16 protein-coding genes are annotated in these 18,666 nt (G+C 71.8%); 9 read left to right on the forward strand and 7 right to left on the reverse strand.

Going from position 1 to position 18,666, the window contains the following annotated elements; all coding sequences use genetic code 11:
* Nucleotides 1-187: 187 nt before the first annotated feature.
* The 3 genes from ACPXB1_RS16435 (at nucleotide 188) to ACPXB1_RS16445 (ending at nucleotide 5,064) form a co-directional block, all read left to right on the forward strand.
* A complete protein-coding gene (locus ACPXB1_RS16435) occupies nucleotides 188-787 on the forward strand; it encodes a TetR/AcrR family transcriptional regulator (RefSeq protein ID WP_425735494.1) in 600 nt (199 codons plus the stop codon).
* A gap of 128 nt (nucleotides 788-915) precedes the next feature.
* Nucleotides 916-3,027: a DUF6077 domain-containing protein gene (locus ACPXB1_RS16440; protein ID WP_355627957.1), complete on the forward strand. Its 2,112-nt coding sequence runs from the start codon at nucleotides 916-918 to the stop codon at nucleotides 3,025-3,027.
* A 273-nt stretch (nucleotides 3,028-3,300) separates the two neighbouring features.
* Nucleotides 3,301-5,064, forward strand: coding sequence for a CDP-glycerol glycerophosphotransferase family protein (locus ACPXB1_RS16445; protein ID WP_425735480.1), 1,764 nt, complete (start codon nucleotides 3,301-3,303; stop codon nucleotides 5,062-5,064).
* A 53-nt stretch (nucleotides 5,065-5,117) separates the two neighbouring features.
* Here ACPXB1_RS16445 and ACPXB1_RS16450 read toward each other — a convergent pair whose 3' ends face one another.
* Entirely contained in the window at nucleotides 5,118-5,456 is a 339-nt protein-coding gene (locus tag ACPXB1_RS16450; protein WP_425735481.1) for a DUF952 domain-containing protein, read from the reverse strand.
* 103 nt (nucleotides 5,457-5,559) lie between these two features.
* On the opposite strand from ACPXB1_RS16450, the gene ACPXB1_RS16455 reads away from it, so the two are divergent.
* From ACPXB1_RS16455 to ACPXB1_RS16465, 3 genes are all read left to right on the forward strand, one after another.
* The gene (locus ACPXB1_RS16455; protein ID WP_167945101.1) at nucleotides 5,560-5,871 is read left to right on the forward strand and encodes a hypothetical protein; all 312 of its coding nucleotides are present in this window, start codon (nucleotides 5,560-5,562) and stop codon (nucleotides 5,869-5,871) included.
* An 88-nt stretch (nucleotides 5,872-5,959) separates the two neighbouring features.
* Nucleotides 5,960-6,616 (forward strand): response regulator transcription factor, encoded by a 657-nt coding sequence (locus ACPXB1_RS16460; RefSeq protein WP_053652713.1) that lies wholly within the window; start codon nucleotides 5,960-5,962, stop codon nucleotides 6,614-6,616.
* A 9-nt stretch (nucleotides 6,617-6,625) separates the two neighbouring features.
* Nucleotides 6,626-8,062, forward strand: coding sequence for a sensor histidine kinase (locus ACPXB1_RS16465; protein WP_306272162.1), 1,437 nt, complete (start codon nucleotides 6,626-6,628; stop codon nucleotides 8,060-8,062).
* Nucleotides 8,063-8,066: 4 nt separating this feature from the next.
* Here ACPXB1_RS16465 and ACPXB1_RS16470 read toward each other — a convergent pair whose 3' ends face one another.
* From ACPXB1_RS16470 to ACPXB1_RS16485, 4 genes are all read right to left on the reverse strand, one after another.
* Nucleotides 8,067-9,023 (reverse strand): TAXI family TRAP transporter solute-binding subunit, encoded by a 957-nt coding sequence (locus ACPXB1_RS16470; RefSeq protein WP_053652711.1) that lies wholly within the window; start codon nucleotides 9,021-9,023, stop codon nucleotides 8,067-8,069.
* 82 nt (nucleotides 9,024-9,105) lie between these two features.
* Complete coding sequence (locus tag ACPXB1_RS16475; RefSeq protein ID WP_167945099.1) at nucleotides 9,106-9,798, reverse strand: hypothetical protein; 693 nt, start codon at nucleotides 9,796-9,798, stop codon at nucleotides 9,106-9,108.
* Nucleotides 9,799-9,901: 103 nt separating this feature from the next.
* Nucleotides 9,902-10,699, reverse strand: coding sequence for a peroxide stress protein YaaA (gene yaaA, locus ACPXB1_RS16480; protein WP_053652709.1), 798 nt, complete (start codon nucleotides 10,697-10,699; stop codon nucleotides 9,902-9,904).
* Between the two features lie 64 nt (nucleotides 10,700-10,763).
* The gene (locus ACPXB1_RS16485; protein ID WP_425735482.1) at nucleotides 10,764-12,389 is read right to left on the reverse strand and encodes an ArnT family glycosyltransferase; all 1,626 of its coding nucleotides are present in this window, start codon (nucleotides 12,387-12,389) and stop codon (nucleotides 10,764-10,766) included.
* Between the two features lie 115 nt (nucleotides 12,390-12,504).
* Between ACPXB1_RS16485 and ACPXB1_RS16490 the strand changes: the two genes are divergently transcribed.
* On the forward strand, nucleotides 12,505-13,545 hold the full coding sequence (locus tag ACPXB1_RS16490) for an App1 family protein (RefSeq protein WP_167945096.1): 1,041 nt from the start codon (nucleotides 12,505-12,507) through the stop codon (nucleotides 13,543-13,545).
* 7 nt (nucleotides 13,546-13,552) lie between these two features.
* Here ACPXB1_RS16490 and glgB read toward each other — a convergent pair whose 3' ends face one another.
* Entirely contained in the window at nucleotides 13,553-15,655 is a 2,103-nt protein-coding gene (gene glgB / locus ACPXB1_RS16495) for a 1,4-alpha-glucan branching protein GlgB (RefSeq protein ID WP_425735483.1), read from the reverse strand.
* Entirely contained in the window at nucleotides 15,643-17,742 is a 2,100-nt protein-coding gene (locus ACPXB1_RS16500; RefSeq protein WP_425735484.1) for a maltotransferase domain-containing protein, read from the reverse strand. The genes glgB and ACPXB1_RS16500 overlap by 13 nt, the downstream gene beginning before the upstream one ends.
* Nucleotides 17,743-17,974: 232 nt before the next feature.
* Here ACPXB1_RS16500 and ACPXB1_RS16505 point away from each other — a divergent pair, with 232 nt between their 5' ends.
* Complete coding sequence (locus ACPXB1_RS16505; RefSeq protein ID WP_355595392.1) at nucleotides 17,975-18,127, forward strand: hypothetical protein; 153 nt, start codon at nucleotides 17,975-17,977, stop codon at nucleotides 18,125-18,127.
* A 47-nt stretch (nucleotides 18,128-18,174) separates the two neighbouring features.
* A complete protein-coding gene (locus ACPXB1_RS16510; RefSeq protein WP_355595390.1) occupies nucleotides 18,175-18,510 on the forward strand; it encodes a type II toxin-antitoxin system VapC family toxin in 336 nt (111 codons plus the stop codon).
* Nucleotides 18,511-18,666 lie beyond the last annotated feature (156 nt).

The raw sequence follows: 18,666 nt of genomic DNA on the forward strand, positions 1-18,666 counted from the left end.
GGGTGGCTCGCGACGATGGAATCCTAGTGGGAAGTGTGCGCGGGGCGCCGCCTCGTCGCTGCCAGGACAGTAGTCCGAAACACGTCGGGACGCAACCGTACCGTCGTTGCGCTACGCTGGCCGGCGTGACCTGCGAGAAGAGTCTCTGGTGACGACCGAAAAGAGGCGTGCCCCGGCCGGTGCGGCGGTGCTGCGTGACGAGATCACCACCGCCATCCGCCGCGCCTTGATGCAGGAGCTCGCCGCTGTCGGCTACGGCCGGCTCTCCATCGAGGCGGTGGCCCGCCGGGCCGGCGTCAGCAAGACCGCCATCTACCGACGGTGGAACTCCAAGCTCGACCTGGTGGTGGAGCTCGTCGCCGCCGCGGCGCACGGCAAGCTGCCGGTGCTGGACACCGGCACCCTGCGCGGCGACCTCGCGCTGCTGTTCCAGGCGGTGGCGCACGCGCTGCGCCACCCCCTCGCGTCGCAGATCATCCCGGACCTGCTGGCCGAGGCCGCCCGCAACCCGGCCATCGACCAGACCCTGCGGCAGGTGCTGCACGCCCGGCAGCAGGAGATCGGCGGTCGCCTGATCACCCGGGCCGTGCAGCGCGGCGAACTGCCCGCCGACACCGACCCGGACGCCGCCGTCGACCTCATCGTCGGCCCGCTCTACTGGCGGCTCGCCATCGCCCGGCTGCCGCTCACCGACAGCTACCTGGACAACCTTGTCGAATCAGTTGCCGTCGCGCTCGGCGCGAGCGTTTCCCTGCCGCAGCCGAGGGTGGCGCCAGCCTCCGGCTGAGCGGCCGCGCGACACCCGCCGCGCAAGGACCGACCATCCCGTTCACCTCGGCTAGGCTGCCCCCTTGACACTCGGCCGTCACCAGGCCGACACCTCCCTTGATCCCCGCCCTGACGAGAAGGACGCCCGTGGCCAACGTCGACAGCATCGCCGTCGCGCCCACCGATTCGGACCCACCGTCGCGGTCCGCACAGGCACCCGGGCCGGCCGTCGGCCCCGACCGAAGCCCGGCAGCGCGGGTACGCGCGCTGGTGGCCGCCGCCCCGGCGCTGCTCACCGATGGCGCCGTTGTCGCGTTCGCGCTCTTCACCGTGATCTATCACGCGGCCTTCATCTTCGCCCTGCGTCCGTCGGTGACCTTCCGGATCTGGCTGCTCGCCTGCGTGGTGCTCGCTGTGGTGGCGCTGGTACGTGCCCGCCGCCGCTCGGCCGCCACCGGCGCGGAGAGTGAACAGCCCGAAGCTGTCGCGTCGACCGACACGCGACCCGTCGTCGACCGCCGTCTGCTGATCGGCGTGCTCGTCGCCGCCGCGGTGGCCGCGCTCACCGCCGGTGTGATCGGCACTGGCGCTGGTGTCTCCTGGTGGATTCCGGCGGTGTCCGGCCTGCTCGCGGCCATCGGGGGGATCCTGCTGCTGCGCCGGGTCTGGCTGGCCGGCCCGACGTCCACGTCGATAGGGCCGGCGCCGACCGCGGCGCAGTCGGCGTACGCGCTGGTCGTGTCGGTGCTTGTGGCGATCTCCTCGTTCTTCCTGGCCCGGAACACGCCCGACGACGTCTACTACGTCGGGAAGTCGGTCTGGATCGCCGAGCGGGATCTCATCCCGTTCAACGACTTCCTGTTCTCCGAGAACGTCCTGCCGGCGATGGGTTCGCAGCCGCCCATCCCGTCGATCGAGGTGTTCAACGGCGCGCTGGGAAACGTGCTGGGCATCCACGCCGCGTCGGCCACCTGGTATCTGATGCTGCCGATCCTCGCGGTACTCGCGGTGCTGGCGCTGTGGCGGCTGACCCACCGGTGGGCCCCGCGCCGTCCGGTGCTGGCCTTCACAGTGGCCATCGCGTACCTCTACCTGGTCGTCGGCGGGGACGCCGCGCTTGGCACGTTCCACCTGCCCCGCCTCTACGAGGGCAAGGGCATGTTCGTCTCGGCCGTCATCCCGCTGATGTGGCTCTACCTGACCGAGTGGTTCGACACCCGGTCCCGGCGCAGCCTGGTGCTCATCGTGGCGCTCTCGATCACCGCGATCGGTCTCACCACCACTGCCGCGATCATCCTGCCGATGCTTGTCGGCGCCGCAGGCTTCGCCATGCTGCTTGTCGGGCGGTGGAAGGCCGCAGTCGTGGCGGGCGTGGCGGCGCTCGCGTACCCGATCGGCTCGCTCGTGGTGTCCCGCCTGGTCCTCGGCGGGCTGAGCGCAGACGGCGCGGACGACGCCTTCTTCGACGCTGCCTACACCTACAAGCGGACGCTGATGGTCGGCGTGGTCGGGGTGATCAGCGGCCTGGCGCTCTGGTGCGGCCCGCTGCTGGCGCGTCGACGCACGCCCGCGCTGCTCACCGCCGGTGCGACGCTCGCGTTGAGCGTCATGTTCGTGCCCGGTGTGCTGGAGGCGCTGAGCGCGCTGAGCGGCATCTCGGTGGTGCTGTGGCGCGTGCCGTGGTTGCTCGCCCTGCCCACGCTGATCGGGCTGCTCTGCACGGTGCGGGTGCCGGCGCCCACGCCGTTGCTGCGACGCGCGGCGGCGGGCGGGCTCGCGGCAGCGCTGGTCGCCTCGTTCGCCATCTTCGCCACCCCGATGTGGTCGGCGACGAGCTGGGTCGAGGTGCACGACCGGCCCACCTGGAAGCTGCCCCAGCAGCGCCAGTCCATCGCCTTCTGGATCAAGGGACTGGAACGGCCGCCGGGACTGCTGCTCGCCCCGAAGACGATCATGCGGACGTCCCTGATCGTCACCAGCGAGGTCCGGGTCGTCCTGCCCCGCGACTTCTACCTCGTCGAGTACGACCTCGAATCCCAGTTCGCCAAGGACCGGCTGCTGCTCTCCGATTTCGCCGACGGCACCGAGAAGCCGACGTCGACCGAGCTGGCACCGGCGCTCGACCGGCTCGACGTGGGCACCATCTGCGTCTACAACGGCAACGGGTACGCCCGTGAGATGGCACCGCAGCTCGGTTACCAGGAGTTCGCGAAGCGGCGGGCGCCCGGCGCGACAACCTGTTTCCGGCGGGCCGGCTGAGCGCATCGTCGATCGGTTCGGCCGGGCCCGCAGCGGGGCCCGGCCGGCCGAGGTACGAGCTTTGACCGAAATGGTGGTGGATACCCGAGCGACGCCTCCTTGTCCCCTCGCGTTAAGGTCGCAGTCACGCGCTGCCGGCCGTCGCACGGGAATCCGGACCACAGCCGCCGTGGCCTGCCGCACCCCTGGGCATGGCCGTCCGTGCGCGATGGGGAGTGCCGTCGACCCACCGAGGGCTCCGGCCCGTCCTGGAAATCGTAGGGAGCGAACTCTTTGTTCGGCACGTTGACAGGTCGCCTTGGAGTGGCCGCCCACAGCGCGTTGCTGGTGCTGGCCTATCTGCTCATGCTCGTCGGCGGCGTATTCGGCTGGGTCAGCCTGTTCGCCGTCGCCGGGCTGGCAGCCATCATCGGCGAGTTCGCCGTCGCCCGCTGGTCACCGTCCTCGCAGCTGCTCCTGGAAAAGGTCGGCCTGCACTGGTCGTACCGGCAGTTGACGCGTGACCTCGCGGCCGTGTTGCTGGTCGCCGCCGAGGTGCGGTTCAGCGGCGGAGAGCTGACCCTGCTGCTGGCGCTGCCGGCCGCGGTGTGGGTCGTGTCGGTCTTCGCCGGGGCGTTCTCCACAATGATCGAGCGTCGTAACCCGCTTTCGGCAATGGTGCGCAACATCGAGCTGGGCCCGCTGCGCGCCGCCCCCCAGCCGCCGGCCTGGGCGGCAGCGGTCGCCGGGGACCGGATGCCCCTGCTCAACCTGCTGCTGGTGCCGGCCGCCGTGGCCGCCGCGGTGCAGCACGATCCGACGCCGTTCTTCGTCGCTGGCGCGGTGGCGGTCGCGGCGACCGGTGTGGTGGGTGCGATCGTGGCGCTGACCTGGCTGCGCGGTCGGGGCCAGAAAGCCGGCCAGGGCACGCTGATGGCCGCCGTGCAGCGCTGGCTGGACACCAACCAGCCCGAGGTGGCGCTCTACTTCGCGGGGCCCGCCAAGGACGTCTACCAGGCCAACATGTGGCTCGCGCCGACCGAGGCGCTCAACCAGCGCGCTGTGGTCCTGCTCCGCAGCAAGGAGGCGTTCGCCGAGCTCGCCGACACCCGGCTTCCGGTGATCTGCGTACCGGCCGGGGTGGACTTCATGAATCTCGAACTCGGCAGCGTCCGTGTGGCGCTCTACGCCGCGAACGTCGGCGCGAACATCCACATGCTCCGCGAGCCGGGCACGAAGCACATCTTCGTCGGGCACGGCGACAGCGACAAGCAGGCGAGCGTCAACCCCTACAGCAAGGTGTACGACGAGGTCTGGGTCGCCGGTCTGGCGGGCCGGGAGCGGTACGCCCGGGCCGGGGTGGGGGTGCTCGACTCGGACATCGTCGAGATCGGCCGGCCGCAGCTCGCCGGTGTGCACACCTTCGGTGCCGAGTCGGTGGACCGGCCGTTCACAGTGCTCTACGCCCCCACCTGGGAGGGTTGGCTCGACGACGACCCGTACCACACCTCGCTGGTGTTGATGGGTGAGCGGATCGTCAAGGGGCTGCTGGCCACGACTCCCCGGCTGCGCCTGATCTACAAGCCGCACCCGCTCACCGGGTCGCGCTCCAAGGCGGCCCGGGCCGTGCACGAGCGCGTGGTGGCGGCCATCCGCGCCGCCGGCGGCAACCCGGATGCGGGCTCCCTGGACGGCACCGCGCACCTGGTCGTGACCGGCCGGACGCCGGCGCTGTTCGACTGCTTCAACCAGACCGACCTGCTGATCAGCGACGTGTCCAGTGTGGTCTCCGACTTCGTGCAGAGCCAGCGGCCGTACGTGGTGGCCAACCCCGCCGGCCTGCCGGAGGACGAATTCCGCAGGCAGTACCCGACGGCTCGGGCCGCGTACCTGCTCTCCAGGGACTGCGGTGAGCTGGAGAAGATCGTGACGGTGACCCGGGCCGGCGACGACCCGATGACCGAGGCGCGCCGGGAGCTGAAGACCTACCTGCTCGGGCCCGCCGAGGCCAACCCGATGGACCGGTTCCAGGAGGAGATCGCCCGCCTCTGCCGCTGACCGTACGACGATCCGCGCCCGGCCCGACACCTGTCGGACCGGGCGCTGTCGTGTCAGCCGAGCAGCGCGGCCACCGCGTCGGCGACCGGAGTGTCCGCCGGCAACGCCTGCGCCGCCACCACCGCCGTCACCGGCAGCGGGCCGTACACGTGCGGAAACAACTGCCCGCCCCGCGACGGCTCCCAGCGCAGCGCGTCGCCCAGCGGCTGCTCGTCGACGCTGAGCAGTGTGAGCCCGGTGGTGCCGGTGAAGTGCCGTCGGGCTGTCTCCACCACCTGGTCGGCGGCGGACAGGTGGATGAAACCGTCCTGCCGGTCCACGGCCGAGCCGGTGAAGCTGCCGGAGGCCCGGGCATCGTCCCACTCGACTGTCGGCAACAGCTTGTAGATCATTTCCGCAGCCTACGTTGGCCGGTACGCGCGTTTCGGCCGTACCGCCGCCGACGCCGGTCGCGGCCCGGCATGCTCAGGTGGAGCGGCCGTGGAGGGATGGACGATGGCGAGCTACGACGACGACTGGACCGACACCCAGCGTGCGCTGTACGACGAGTGCTACCGGGCCGGCGGTGAGTGGGCCGAGGACCCGGACACCCCGTCCGACGACGTGCAGCATGTGATCAACCTGGCCGAGGCGGACGACGACGCCTTCAACGACGCCGAGATCGACTACCCACCTCTTGTCGACGCGGTCACCCAGGCCAGCGGAGTCGAGGTCACGAGCGTGCCGGCCCGCCACGACGATCCGGGGTTCCGGGGCTTCGCCGACGGCGTCCGGGACGCTGTCGCCGACGACGTCTTCGGTCTCTGATCGCGGGCGGCCGGGAGGCGGCCCTCCCGCTCGCAATGCCCTTCTGCGACCATTCGCAGGACGGCGCTGCGAGGGATGGAGGGCACGGGTGCGGATCCTGCTGGTGGAGGACGACCGTCGGGTGGCCGCAGCGCTCTCCTCCGCCCTCACCCGCCGCGGCTACGAGGTCGAGCACGCCGCCACCGTCGCCGCAGCGCTCTCCGCCGCCCCGTGCGACCTGGTGCTGCTCGACCTGACCCTGCCCGACGGAGATGGCACCGACCTGTGCCGGGAGTTGCGGCGGCGCAGCAACCAGCTCGGCATCATCGCGGTGACAGCGCGGGGCGAGGAACGCGACCGGGTGCTCGGCCTGCGCCTGGGCGCCGACGACTACGTGGTCAAGCCGTTCTCGATGGTCGAGTTGCAGGCGCGGATCGAGGCGGTGCTGCGACGGGCCGCGAACGCCGCCCCCGAGCGGCACCTCATCGAGGCGGGGACGGTACGCATCGACGTGGCTGCCCGCGCGGTGACCGTGGAGGGGCGTGCTGTCACGTTGACCCGCAAGGAGTTCGACGTGCTGCTGTCGCTGGCCCGCCAGCCGGGGGTGGCGGTGCCCCGCGACCGGATCCTGCTCGACGCCTGGGGCACCACCTGGGCCGACCGGCACACCGTCGAGGTGCACGTCGGGTCGTTGCGCGGCAAGCTGGGCGACCCGCGCCTGGTCGAGACGGTACGCGGAGTCGGCTACCGGTTGCGCGATGCGTGAGGGGCTGCCGTGCGCCGTCGACTGGTGATCAGCTACCTCCTGTTGATGGTGCTCGTCCTCGTCGCGTTGGAGAGCCCGCTGGCCATCACCCTGGCCAGTCGGGAGACCGAGCGGGTCCGCGCCGACCGGCTCGCCGACGCCACCCGGTTCGCCTCGCTGGCCGGGCCGGCGCTGCGCGGCGGCGTGCCCGGCCCGATCGCTGCGGAGCTGCGCAGCTACGACGAGTTGTACGGGATCGGCGCGGCCGTCGTCGACCGGGACCGGGACATCGTGGTCGGCTCGGCGCTCTGGCAGGCCGCCGATACCTCAACGGTCCTGGACACCGCTCTGTCCGGCCAGCAGGTCAGCGACCCCGATCTGGTGTGGCCCTGGTCGACCGGCCCGGTGGTGGTGGCGGTGCCGATCAACGACGGCGGCGAGGTGCTCGGCGCGGTGGTGATCGTGACGCCGGCCGACGAGATCCGACGGGCCGTCGTCACCTGGTGGCTGCTGCTCGCCGTGGCAGGCCTGCTCGTGGTGTTGGCGTGTGTCCTCACGGCGTTCGGGCTGGCCGGGTGGGTGCTGCGCCCGGTCACCGAGCTGGACGCGGTCACCCACGAGATCGCCGAGGGTGACCGGCGTGCCCGGGTGCAGCACCGGCTCGGCCCTCCGGAGCTGCGCCGGCTCGCGACGAGCTTCAACCACATGGCCGACGTGGTGTCCGACGTGATGGACCGGCAGCGCGCGTTCGTCGCGCACGCCAGCCACCAGCTGCGTAATCCTCTCACCGCGCTGCGGCTGCGGGTGGAGGAGCTCGGGCCCAGCCTCACCGACCCCGACGGGCGCTCCGAGCACCGGTTGGCGTTGGAGGAGACCGACCGGCTGGCGCTGGTGCTCGACGCCCTGCTCACTCTGGCCCGGGCCGAACGCGAGGAGAACGAGCGGGTCACGGTGGACGCCGCCGCGGTGGCCGCGTCCCGGGTGGCCGCGTGGACGCCGCTGGCCCGGCGTGAGTCGGTCACGCTGCGGCTCGCCGTGACGGACGCTCCGGCGTACGCCCTGACCGTGCCGACCGCCGTCGACCAGGCGTTGGACGCCCTGATCGACAACGCGGTGAAGTTCAGCGGGGCCGGCGGGGTGGTGACGGTGGCGGTGGCCTACCAGGACGAGGGGGTGGCCCTGGAGGTGCGCGACACCGGCCCGGGGATGACCGAGAGTCAGCTCGGTCAGGCCACCGAGCGGTTCTGGCGGGCGCCGGACGCGCAGAACGTCGACGGCGCCGGGCTCGGCCTGACCATCGTCGCCGTGCTTGTGGACGCGTCCGACGGTCGGCTCACCATGCGGTCGGGAAAGCCGCAGGGGCTCGTTGCCGGCCTGTGGTTTCCAGCGCCCGCACCCGTACCGCCTGCGGACGCTGTGGACGAGGAGGACCTGGCGGTCGACCTGCGGCCCACCTCGGCGCGGTAGCGAATCAGGGTTTCGCCGCCCGGTACCAGGCGGCGGCGCCGGGGTGCAGCGACAGCGGGGCGGTGGCGATCGCCGAGCGGGGGCTCATCCGCCCCGCCGCCGGATGCGCGGCGGCCAGCTCGGTCCGGCGTTCCATAAGCAGCCGGGTCACCTCCCGCACCAGGCGTTCCGGCAGGTCGGCCCGGACGATCAGATAGTTCGGGTTGGCCACCGTGGTCACGGACATCACGCCGTACACGGAGCGGGGGATGTCCCGGGAGACGTAGACCTGCCCGTAGCGGACGCGCAGCAGCTCGGTCCACTCACCGAGGTCCACGATCCGGGTGGCTCTCTGCCCAGCCAGGTCATCGATGCCCCGCACCGGCAGACCGCCGGAGAAGAAGAACGCGTCGATGCGTCCGGAGCGCAGCGCGGCCACCGAGTCGTCCAGCCCGAGACGCTCCCTGTGGACTCCGTCGGGGCCGCCGAGCGCGGCCACCTCCAGCAGTCGCATGGCGGTGATCTCGGTACCGGAGCCGGGTGCGCCCACGGAGACCCGCCGGCCGCGCAGGTCCTGGAGCGTGCGGACCGGCCCGCCGTCGGTAGTGACCAGGTGCAACTGGTCGTCGTACACCCGGGCGACCGCGTCCACCAACGGGACGTCCGCCGGGTTGGTGGGCAGCACGTCCGCCTGCGTGAAGCCCAGTTCGGCCGCACCGGAGCCGACCAGGCGGACGTTCTCCGCCGAGGCGGCGGTGACCACCACGGTGGCCCGTACCCCGGGCAGTTCCCGGTTGAGGATGGTCGCCAGGGACTGTCCGAACGCGTGGTAGACGGCGGTGGGGCTGCCGGTGGCGATGCGGATGGCCACGGGTTCGGCGCGGGCCTCCCGGCAGCCTGCGGGAAGGAAGGCCGCGATCAGCAACAGCGCGGCCGTTCCCGCGCGGCGGTGACCGACCCGGCCCGACGAGGTACGACTCACGCGGTGCACTGTGCGCCGTCGAGCGGCGGTGCGCAAGCTCGTCCCGGCGGCCGGTCAGCACGGCGACGCGGCGTTGCCCGGTTCAGCCGGCGCGGAGTGTCACCTCCGACACCGTGCCGCGAGCCGCCTCCATCGACGCACTCCGCAGGATGCGCTCCCGGTCCGGGCCGTCGGCCACGCTCACCAGGCAGCAACCGGTACCCGCGCGGAGCACTGCCGGCACGTCCAACACGGCCGCGCCTCGGACCAGCACGGCGGCCAACTCCCGGTCGGTGATCCGTACGCCGAGGATGTGCCGCCGCACGTGGCGCCCGCCGGCCAGCAGCGCCGACCGCCACGCCGCCGCCGCGAGCCGGGACACCCACAGCCGACGGGCCGGCGAGGCGCCCGGCAGGGGACCGCCCAGCAGCTCCCGTCGGCCCTGCCACCAGCCGGCGTTCATGAGCCGGGTGTACGAGCCCCGGTGCGCCGGGGACACCTCGAGGCGGTGCAGTTCGTAGCGGCGGCGCAGACCGCCGACGGCCACCTCCTGGGTGACGGGGATGTCGAGGCGGCCGAGCAGTTGCCGCATCCGCTGGGCGGCGTCCTCCCTGTTGAATTCCACATACGGTGAGTGCGAGGGGAGCGCGGCAGCCGGCCGGGTGGTGGTGGGCGGTGCCGCGCAGCGCAGCAGGCAGGCGGCCTCGAACGCGTCGCCCAGGGTCAGCCAGTCCAGCGGAGGTGGTGTTGTCACCGGTGGGCGGGGCCGTTCGAGCAGAGCGGGATCGCGGGCCAACGGGGCTCCCTCGTCGGAGTCTGGGTTCCCCTACCGTGGCGTCTGCAGGGCCGTTGCGGAACCGTTGCCGCCCAGCCTTGAGGAAAATTTGCGGCAGCCGCCCCTACAGGTCGGTGACAACGAGGTCCACCTGCCGCATTCGGCCCGCGGTGGGTGCTTCCTCCTCGACTGTGTACTTCAGCTCGCGCAGCACCTCGACAAGCCCTGCGGCGGTTCGTGGCCGTGCCCCGGCAAGCAGCAGATCACGGACCAGCCGACCCTTTGTGGCCTTGTTGAAGTGGCTCACCACCGAGCGCACCGGAACACCGTCGACGTCGCGCTCGTGCAACACCCGCACGGTGACCGTCCGCTCGGCCAGGTCGCCGCGGGGCGTCCAGGTCGCCGCGTACGCGCCGGAGCGCAGGTCCAGCACCGGGCCTCTGCCTGCCGCGCCGGCCAGGACCGGCGCCAGCTCCCCACGCCAGTACGCCGACAGCGCCCCGATGCCGGGCAGGCGTGCTCCGATGGGGCAGCGGTACGGCGGGATCCGGTCGGCGAGACGTACCGCGCCCCACAGCCCGGAGCTGACGAGGATCGACCGGCGTGCCGCCCGCTGCGCCTCCGCCGGCAGCGACGCCAGGTCCAGCGCCTCGTAGAGCACACCTGTGTAGATCTGCGCGGCCGGCGCGGTGGCGGCCACCCGCAGTCGGGCGTTGCGGCGCAGCTCGCCGCGCTGGCCCTCGCTGAGGCCGAGCGCGGCCCGGGCCGCCTCCTCGTCCGGCCCGTCGCTGAGCGTCACCAGCGCGTCGAGAACGCGCTCGCGGGCCGGGTTCAGCTCGGGCAGCGAGAGCTTGTCCGGGTTCCACCGTCGTCCGGTGCCGGCGTCGGCCTTCCCCTCCGAGGGCGGCAGCAGGATGAGCATCGGGGTCTCCTCGACGGGCGGTACGGCGCCCCACGCGCCGGCCCGGCCAGCGTACGACCCGTCGTTACCGCCAGGGCCGTACCGGGGTGTCGGGGTGGTACACGCGATAGCCACCGACCTCCCGCACCAGCGCGGTGTCGGCCCGGTCGGCGAGCAACCCGCGTAACCGCCGGTCCATCGGCGAGTCGGCCTCCACCACATAGCCCGGCCGCTCGGACCGCCCGACCTGCCGCCAGTACGGCCGGTAGCGGTTCTGCCCGGGGGACAGGTCGCCGTCGAGCACAGCGCACACCACCGTCTCGTCGGTGTTGAACACCAGCCGGTTGCAGGTCCAGTAGTCCCCGTACACCTCGTGGGGGCCGTGGGCGCGCAACGCGGCGGCCAACTCCCGGGCCTGGCGCTCCTCGGTCCTGGGCGCGGCGACGCCGGTGGTCGCGAAGAGCACTGTGACCACGAGCGTGGTCACCGTCAGCGCGACCAGTGCGGCGGTGGCCAGCGCGCCGGTGAGCCGGCCGAGCGCGCCCACAGTGCCCCGCCAGGCGGCGACCGCCGCCAGCCAGAGGGGCCAGAGCACCGCCGGCAGCGACAGTTGCAGCACCGACAGGTAGCGGGCGTTGTCCAACGGGCTTGTCGCCGCGAGGGGGCTGCGTACGTACGACAGCAGTGTCAACGCCGCGCCGGCGACCAGCGCGAGGTGCACCACCGGCCCGACCCGCGCGCCGCGTGGCGTGTTCGTGGCCCGGCGGTACGCGAGCACCGCGAGCACGGCGGCGGCCACCAGCAGCACCGGGTAGAGCAGCCCGAACCACTGCTGCCAGCGGCCGCAGCCGTCCACCGGGCAGAGCCCGTGCGCCAGCGGCACCCCCTCCAACAGGCCACCCCGGATCCGTTCCGACCACTGCGGCATCGGGCCGGCCTTGGTGCTGACCTGCCGGAACACCGACAGGGAGTCCTCGCCCGGACCGGCCCGCAGGTTGTCCCAGAGCATCGGTGCCACGCCGACGGCGAAGCCCGCCACCAGCAGCAGACCGGACCAGCCGAGCAGGTCCCGCCGCAGCGCCCAGACCAGCGCCAGCCCGGCCACCGCCAGGTACGGCAGGATCAGCCAGTCCGACCAGGCGGACAGCCCGACGAGCAGGCCGAACAGGGCGACGGCCAGCCGGCGGTGGCGTACCGTCCCGGCGGCCAGCCCGACGGTGATCAGCAGCATCAGCAGCACCGCCGGCTTCACCTCCGGCCGCCCGCCGACGACTGTGAGCTGGTCGCGCACCACCCGTTCCGCCCCGAGCGCCAGCAGGCCCACGACGAGGACGGCGAACCACGGTGAGCAGATGCGTCGGGTGAGCCGGTAGATCAGGTAGAGGAACACCGCGTACAGGGCGAGCATCGGCAGCCGCAGCACCGGCCAGCTCGGCCCGGTCACCGCGAGCAGCGGCGCGGCGAGATACGACTCCAGCATGCCCATGTAGTGCTGGCCGTAGAGGAAGACCGGGCGCTCCCGACCCTGCCCGATGTGCAGGGCGGCCAGCCCGAAGGTCGCCTCGTCACTGTTCGACGACGGCACTGTGTACAGCGTGAGGACCAGCCGGTACCCGACGCCGATCAGCCCGAACAGCAGCGCGACGAGCGCCGGCCGGTCGAGTCGCGGACGCCACCGCCCACGGTGCAGCTCTGGATGTGACACGACCACGCCCCCGTCGTCGCTCCGACGGAGTGTTTCACGTTCGCCGGGGTCGCCGAGGTGGATCGCCGCAGCCGGGCCCGCTCGCGTGGCCGCTGCTGCCGACGTGTGGCAGGGTTGGCGGGTGCCACCCACTCCCGCCGGCCAGTTGGCCGTGCCGAACCTGCACCGGGCCGCGCGGATCGAGGACGCCGTGCACCAGCTCGTGGAGCGCCGGTTGCGGCGCACCGGCTGGCGCATGAACATCGTCGCGTACGCCGGCTACGGCCGCCCCGGTTGGGTACGCGTGATGTGCCGGGTGCTGCTGGGCCGTCCGGACACCCGTCAGCGGGGTCGCCTGGACAAGGTCCGCGGCTGGCGCAGCTTCACGACCCTGCCCGCCAAGCACGTCACGGTGCAGATCGAGGCCGGCGGGGTGCGGTGTGAGGCGCAGGCCGACCGCAGCGGCTTCGTCGACACGCTCGTCGAGGCCGATCTGCCGCCCGGCTGGGGTTCGGTGCGGCTCAGCGTGCCCGACGCCGAGCCTGTCGACGCGCCGGTGCGGATCCTCGACCCGGACGTCACGTTCGGCATCCTGTCCGACATCGACGACACGGTGATGGTGACCGCGCTGCCCCGGCCGCTGCTCGCCGCGTGGAACACCTTCGTCCTCGACGAGCACGCCCGCAACGCCGTGCCCGGCATGGCGGTCCTCTACGAGCGGCTTGTCACCGCCCACCCCGGCGCCCCGGTGTTCTACCTGTCCACCGGCGCGTGGAACGTCGCGCCGACGCTGACCCGGTTCCTCTCCCGGCACCTCTACCCGGCCGGGCCGCTGCTGCTCACCGACTGGGGTCCGACCGCCGACCGCTGGTTCCGCAGCGGCATGGAACACAAGCGCAGCACCCTGGCCCGGCTGGCCAAGGAGTTCCCCGACGTGAAGTGGCTGCTTGTCGGCGACGACGGCCAACACGACCAGGAGATCTACCGCGAGTTCGCCGCCGCCCACCCGGAAAACGTCGCCGGGGTGGCGATCCGCAGGCTCTCCCCGACCCAGGCGGTGCTTGCCGGTAGCCTGCCGGCCCCGGCCGGCGCCTCGTCGGCGGGGCCGGTGGGGCAGAAGTGGCTGTCCGCGCCGGACGGCGCGGGGCTGTGGCAGTTGCTCCGCGACGCCGGCCTGGTCTGACGTCGGGTCAGTTCCTGCGGAGCCACACGGCACCCAGCGGGGGCACCTGGAGGGCCGCCGACGCCACCATTCCGTGCCACGGCACGTCTTCGGCGTGCACCGCGCCCAGGTTGCCCACGCCCGACCCGCCGTAGTGGTGGGCGTCGGTGTTGAGCACCTCGATCCACGTCCCGCCGGCCGGCAGGCCGATCCGGTAGTCGTGCAGCGGCTGGGCGGAGAAGTTCGCCACGCACACCAGCGTCGAGCCGTCCGGGGCGATCCGGATGAACGACACGGTGTTGTTGGCGACGTCGTCACCGGCGATCCAGCGGAACCCGGCCGGTTCGGTGTCCTGTGCCCAGAGCGCCGGCGTGTCCCGGTAGACCCGGTTCAGGTCGCCGACGAGCCGCTGCACGCCCGCGCGGGCGGGGTCGTGCAGCAGATACCAGTCGAGGCCGCGTTCCTCGCTCCACTCCCTGTCGTCGGCCAGCTCGGAGCCCATGAAGAGCAACTGCTTGCCGGGGTGCGCCCACATGTACGCCAGCAGCGCCCGGACGTTCGCCAGCCGCTGCCAGGTGTCGCCGGGCATCTTGCCGGCGAGCGAGCCCTTGCCGTGTACGACCTCGTCGTGGCTGATCGGCAGCACGTAGTTCTCGCTCCAGGCGTACGCCAGGGAGAACGTGAGCTGATGGTGGTGGTGCTGGCGGTAGATCGGGTCCTTCGAGGTGTAGAGCAGGGTGTCGTGCATCCAGCCCATGTTCCACTTGAACCCGAAGCCCAGCCCGCCCTCGGCCGTGGGCTGGGTGACCCCCGGCCAGGCCGTGGACTCCTCGGCGATCATGACGACGCCGGCGTGGTGCTTGTAGACCGTCGCGTTCACCTCCTGCAGGAACGCGATGGCCTCCAGATTTTCCCGACCGCCGTACTTGTTGGGCTCCCACTCGCCGTGGTTGCGGGAGTAGTCCAGGTAGAGCATCGAGGCGACCGCGTCCACCCGCAGCCCGTCGATGTGGAACTGGTCGCACCAGTAGAGCGCGTTGGCGACCAGGAAGTTGCGCACCTCGCGGCGGCCGAAGTCGAAGACGTACGTGCCCCAGTCGGGGTGCTCTCCGCGCCGCGGGTCGGGGTGCTCGTAGAGCGGGGTGCCGTCGAAGCGGGCCAGCGCCCACTCGTCCTTGGGGAAGTGGGCGGGAACCCAGTCCAAAAGTACGCCGATGCCTGCGGCGTGCAGCTCGTCGACGAGGTGGCGGAACTCGTCCGGGTCGCCGAAGCGGGACGTGGGCGCGTAGTAGCCGGTCACCTGGTAGCCCCAGGAACCGCCGAACGGGTGCTCCATGACGGGCAGGAACTCCACGTGCGTGAAGCCCAGTTCGGTCACGTACGCGGTGAGCTGCTCGGCCAACTCGCGGTAGCCCAGGCCGGGCCGCCACGAGCCGAGGTGCACCTCGTAGACGCTCATCGGCTCCTGGTGCGGCTGCCGCCCGGCGCGTCGGGCCAGCCAGTCCGCGTCGTTCCACCGGTACGTCGAGTGGTACACCACCGACGCGGTGGCCGGCGGCACCTCCGCGTACGCCGCCATGGGGTCGGCCTTGTCGCGCCACTGCCCGTCGGCGCCGAGGACCCGGAACTTGTAGCGGGCGCCGACGCGGGCATTGGGCACGAACAGCTCCCACACGCCGCTGGACCCGAGCGAGCGCATCGGCCACCCGTCGTCGGGCGCCCAGCCGGTGAAGTCGCCCACCACCCGCACGCCCCGGGCGTTGGGTGCCCACACGCTGAACGCCACGCCCTCGTCGAAGACCCGCGCGCCGAGCGCGTCCCACAGCCGCTCGTGCCGTCCCTCGCCGATGAGGTGCAGGTCCAGTTCGCCGAGGGTCGGCGGGTAGCGGTACGGGTCGTCGTGGACGGCCCCGTCGACCTCCACCCGGTAGTCGAGCACTGTGCCGTCGACCTGCGCCTCGAAGACGCCGACGTCGTGCACCCGCTTCATCGGGTAGCGCTCGTCGCCGACGAGCAGCACCACGTCGCCGGCACCCCGGCGCATCGTCCGGACCGTCGTCGAGGAGTCGGTCGGGTGCGCGCCGAGCAGTGCGTGCGGGTCGTGCGTCGCGCCGGTGATCAGCTGGTCCATCGGGCGTCCTTCGGGGCGGCGTCGGTCGGGGCGGCTGGTGCCGGGGTCGTCGGTGCGGTGCCGCCGGAGAGCTCGTCGGGCACCTCGGCGACGGTGAGGTCCGCCGGCTCGGCGCCCGCCGGTTCCGGCGTGGTCGGCGGGGTGGGGCGACGCACTGTCAGCACGTGCGCCGGTTGCAGATACGGGTCGAGTCGCACGGCGTTGCGCTGACCCCAGTCGTAGCTGGTGCCGGTCAACTCGTCGTGCACTGTGAACCGCTCGTGCCAGTCGAAGCCGAGCGCCGGCATGTCCAGTGTCGTGTTGCCCCACTGCACCTCGCGCGAGTCGAACGAGCAGACCACGATCACCGTGTTGCCGGTCGCCGGGTCGTGCTTGGACCAGCAGAGCAGCGCCGGGTTGTCGATCTCGTGGAACCGCAGGTTGCGCAGCTGGTGCAGGGCCGGGTTGTTCCGGCGTACCCGATTGAGGGTGGTCAGGAACGGTGCCAGCGAGCGGCCCTGCGCCTCTGCGGCGGCCCAGTCGCGGGGCCGCAGCTCGTACTTCTCGTTGTCCAGGTACTCCTCGGCGCCCGGTCGGGCCACGTGCTCGAAAAGCTCGTAGCCCGCGTACAGACCCCAGGAGGGGGACAGCAGCGCGGCAAGCACCGCCCGGATCTTGAACATCGGCGGGCCGCCGTGCTGCAACGACTCGTGCAGGATGTCCGGGGTGTTCGGCCAGAAGTTCGGCCGCATGTAGTCGGCCGACGCGACCAGTTCCTCGCAGTACTCCCGCATCTGCGCGGCCGTCGTGCGCCAGGTGAAATAGGTGTACGACTGCGTAAAGCCGATCTTGCCCAGCCCGTGCATGATCGCGGGCCGGGTGAACGCCTCGGCCAGGAAGAGCACGTCCGGGTCGACGGTCTTGACCTCGGCGATCAGCCAGTGCCAGAAGTCGAACGGCTTGGTGTGCGGGTTGTCCACCCGGAAGATCCGGATGCCCTCGCCCACCCAGTGCAGCACCACCCGCAGCACCTCGGCCCGGATGCCCTCGGGGTCGTTGTCGAAGTTGACCGGGTAGATGTCCTGGTACTTCTTGGGCGGATTCTCCGCGTACGCGATGCTGCCGTCGGCCCGGGTGGTGAACCACTCCGGGTGCTCGGTGACCCACGGGTGGTCCGGCGCGCACTGCAACGCCAGGTCCATGGCGACTTCCAGGCCCTGCGCCGCCGCCGCCTCGATGAAGGCGCGGAAGTCCGCGGGCGTACCCAGGTCGGGGTGGATGGCGTCGTGGCCGCCCTCGGCGGCGCCGATGGCCCACGGCGAGCCCACGTCGTCGGGCCCGGCGGTGAGCGCGTTGTTGCGGCCCTTGCGGTTGATGCGGCCGATCGGGTGGATCGGCGGCAGGTAGAGCACGTCGAAACCCATGGCGGCCACACCCGGCAACCGGTCGGTCGCGGTGGCGAAGGTCCCCGACCGGCCGCCCGCCGCCCCTTCGGAGCGGGGAAAGAACTCGTACCAGGCCGAGTAGAGCGCCCGCTTGCGGTCAACCCAGATGGTGTACGCCTCACCGGCCGTCACCAGCTCCCGCACCGGGTGCTCCCAGAGCAGGTCGGCCAGGCTCAGCGCCGGGCCGACCCGCTGCGGCAGCGGCAGGTCGGTGTCGGCGAGCGCGGCGAGCGCGTCGGCGAGCCGAGGCCGGTCGCCCGCCGGCACGAGGTCCCGGGCGGCGGCGAGCACCCGCGTGCCCTCGGCCAGGTCGTTTGCCAGCTCGGCCGGCCCCTGCCCGGCGGCGATCTTCTTGGTCACCGCGTTCTGCCAGGTCAGGTACGGGTCCTGGAACGCCTCGACGGAAAAGGTCCACTCGCCGACGGCGTCCGGTGTGATGGTGGCGTGCCAGCGGTCCTGGCCGGGCTCACCGGGACGCATCCGGGTGAACGGGCGGGTTTCGCCGTCCGGGCCGGCCCACACCACGTTGCAGCCCAGCGCGTCGTGCCCCTCCCGGTAGGCGCGGGCCGACACCGGTACGGGCTCGTCGACCACCGCCTTGGCCGGGTACCGCCCGCACGAGACGACGGGGGAGACGTCTTCGATCGGGAACCGTCCAGTCACCCCGCCAACCTACTGTGCGAGATCGGCTCGCGCGCGGCCAAGCATCGGACGTTGGCAACCTGACGCGGCCGATAGAAGGCGTGAAGCATGATGCATGCTCCGACATGTCGCGCATGGTGTGTGACACGTGATAGGGGGATGGGTATGCGGTTGAACAGCAAGGGTCAGGTCATCATCCCTGCCGGCGCTGCGAGCTCAGTACAACCTTCATGAGGGCGACGAGGTCGATGTGGTGGACGAGGGCGGTGCTCTGCGCATCGTCCGCGTTCACGGTGCGGATACCCGGGGGCAGCGGCTCGTCCGTCACATGCGGGGCAGGGGGAGCGCCAAGGACACCGAGCACATGTCCACCGAGGAGTTGATGGCGTTGTTGCGTGGCGAGTGACCGGTTCCGTGCCCTGCCGTCCCGCTCGCCGGATGCGACGACGACGCTTGACGACACCAACGTGCTGCTGGACATCCGACGACCCCAAGTGGGCGGAGTGGTCCGGCAACGCTCTCGCCGAGGCCCGGGATGCCGGCAACCTGGTGATCAACCCGATCGTGTACGCCGAGGTGTCGGTCCGTTTCGACCGCATCGAGGATTTGGACGAGGCGCTGCCCGCCGCGGACTTCCTTCGCGAAGAGCTTCCGTACCCCGCGGGCTTCCTCGCCGGCAAGGCGTACGCGCGATATCGGAGGCTGGACGGCGCGAAGCGGTCGCCGTTGGCCGACTTCTACATCGGCGCGCATGCGGCCGTCTGCCCGATACAACCTGCTGACCCGTGACGGGTCGCGATACCGCACGTACTTCCCGACCCTGACGTTGATCACGCCGGGCGACTGATCGCCTCCCGGGTCCTTCTCTATGAGCCATTTTCATCGTGATCAAGGGCTCCTGAGCAGGCGCTCAGCGGCGTGTCGCTGCTCCAGATAGGACGAAGC

The sequence above is a fragment of the Micromonospora sp. DT68 genome (assembly GCF_049847245.1).
In the GTDB taxonomy this organism is placed as follows: Bacteria; Actinomycetota; Actinomycetes; order Mycobacteriales; family Micromonosporaceae; genus Micromonospora; species Micromonospora profundi.

Coding starts and splice junctions, on each gene's coding strand:
- ACPXB1_RS16450 (WP_425735481.1), bottom strand. CDS start 5,456: ATGATCTACAAGCTGTTGCCGACAGTCGAGTGGGACGATGCCCGGGCC.
- glgB (WP_425735483.1), bottom strand. CDS start 15,655: ATGGACCAGCTGATCACCGGCGCGACGCACGACCCGCACGCACTGCTC.
- ACPXB1_RS16455 (WP_167945101.1), top strand. CDS start 5,560: ATGGCGAGCTACGACGACGACTGGACCGACACCCAGCGTGCGCTGTAC.
- yaaA (WP_053652709.1), bottom strand. CDS start 10,699: ATGCTCATCCTGCTGCCGCCCTCGGAGGGGAAGGCCGACGCCGGCACC.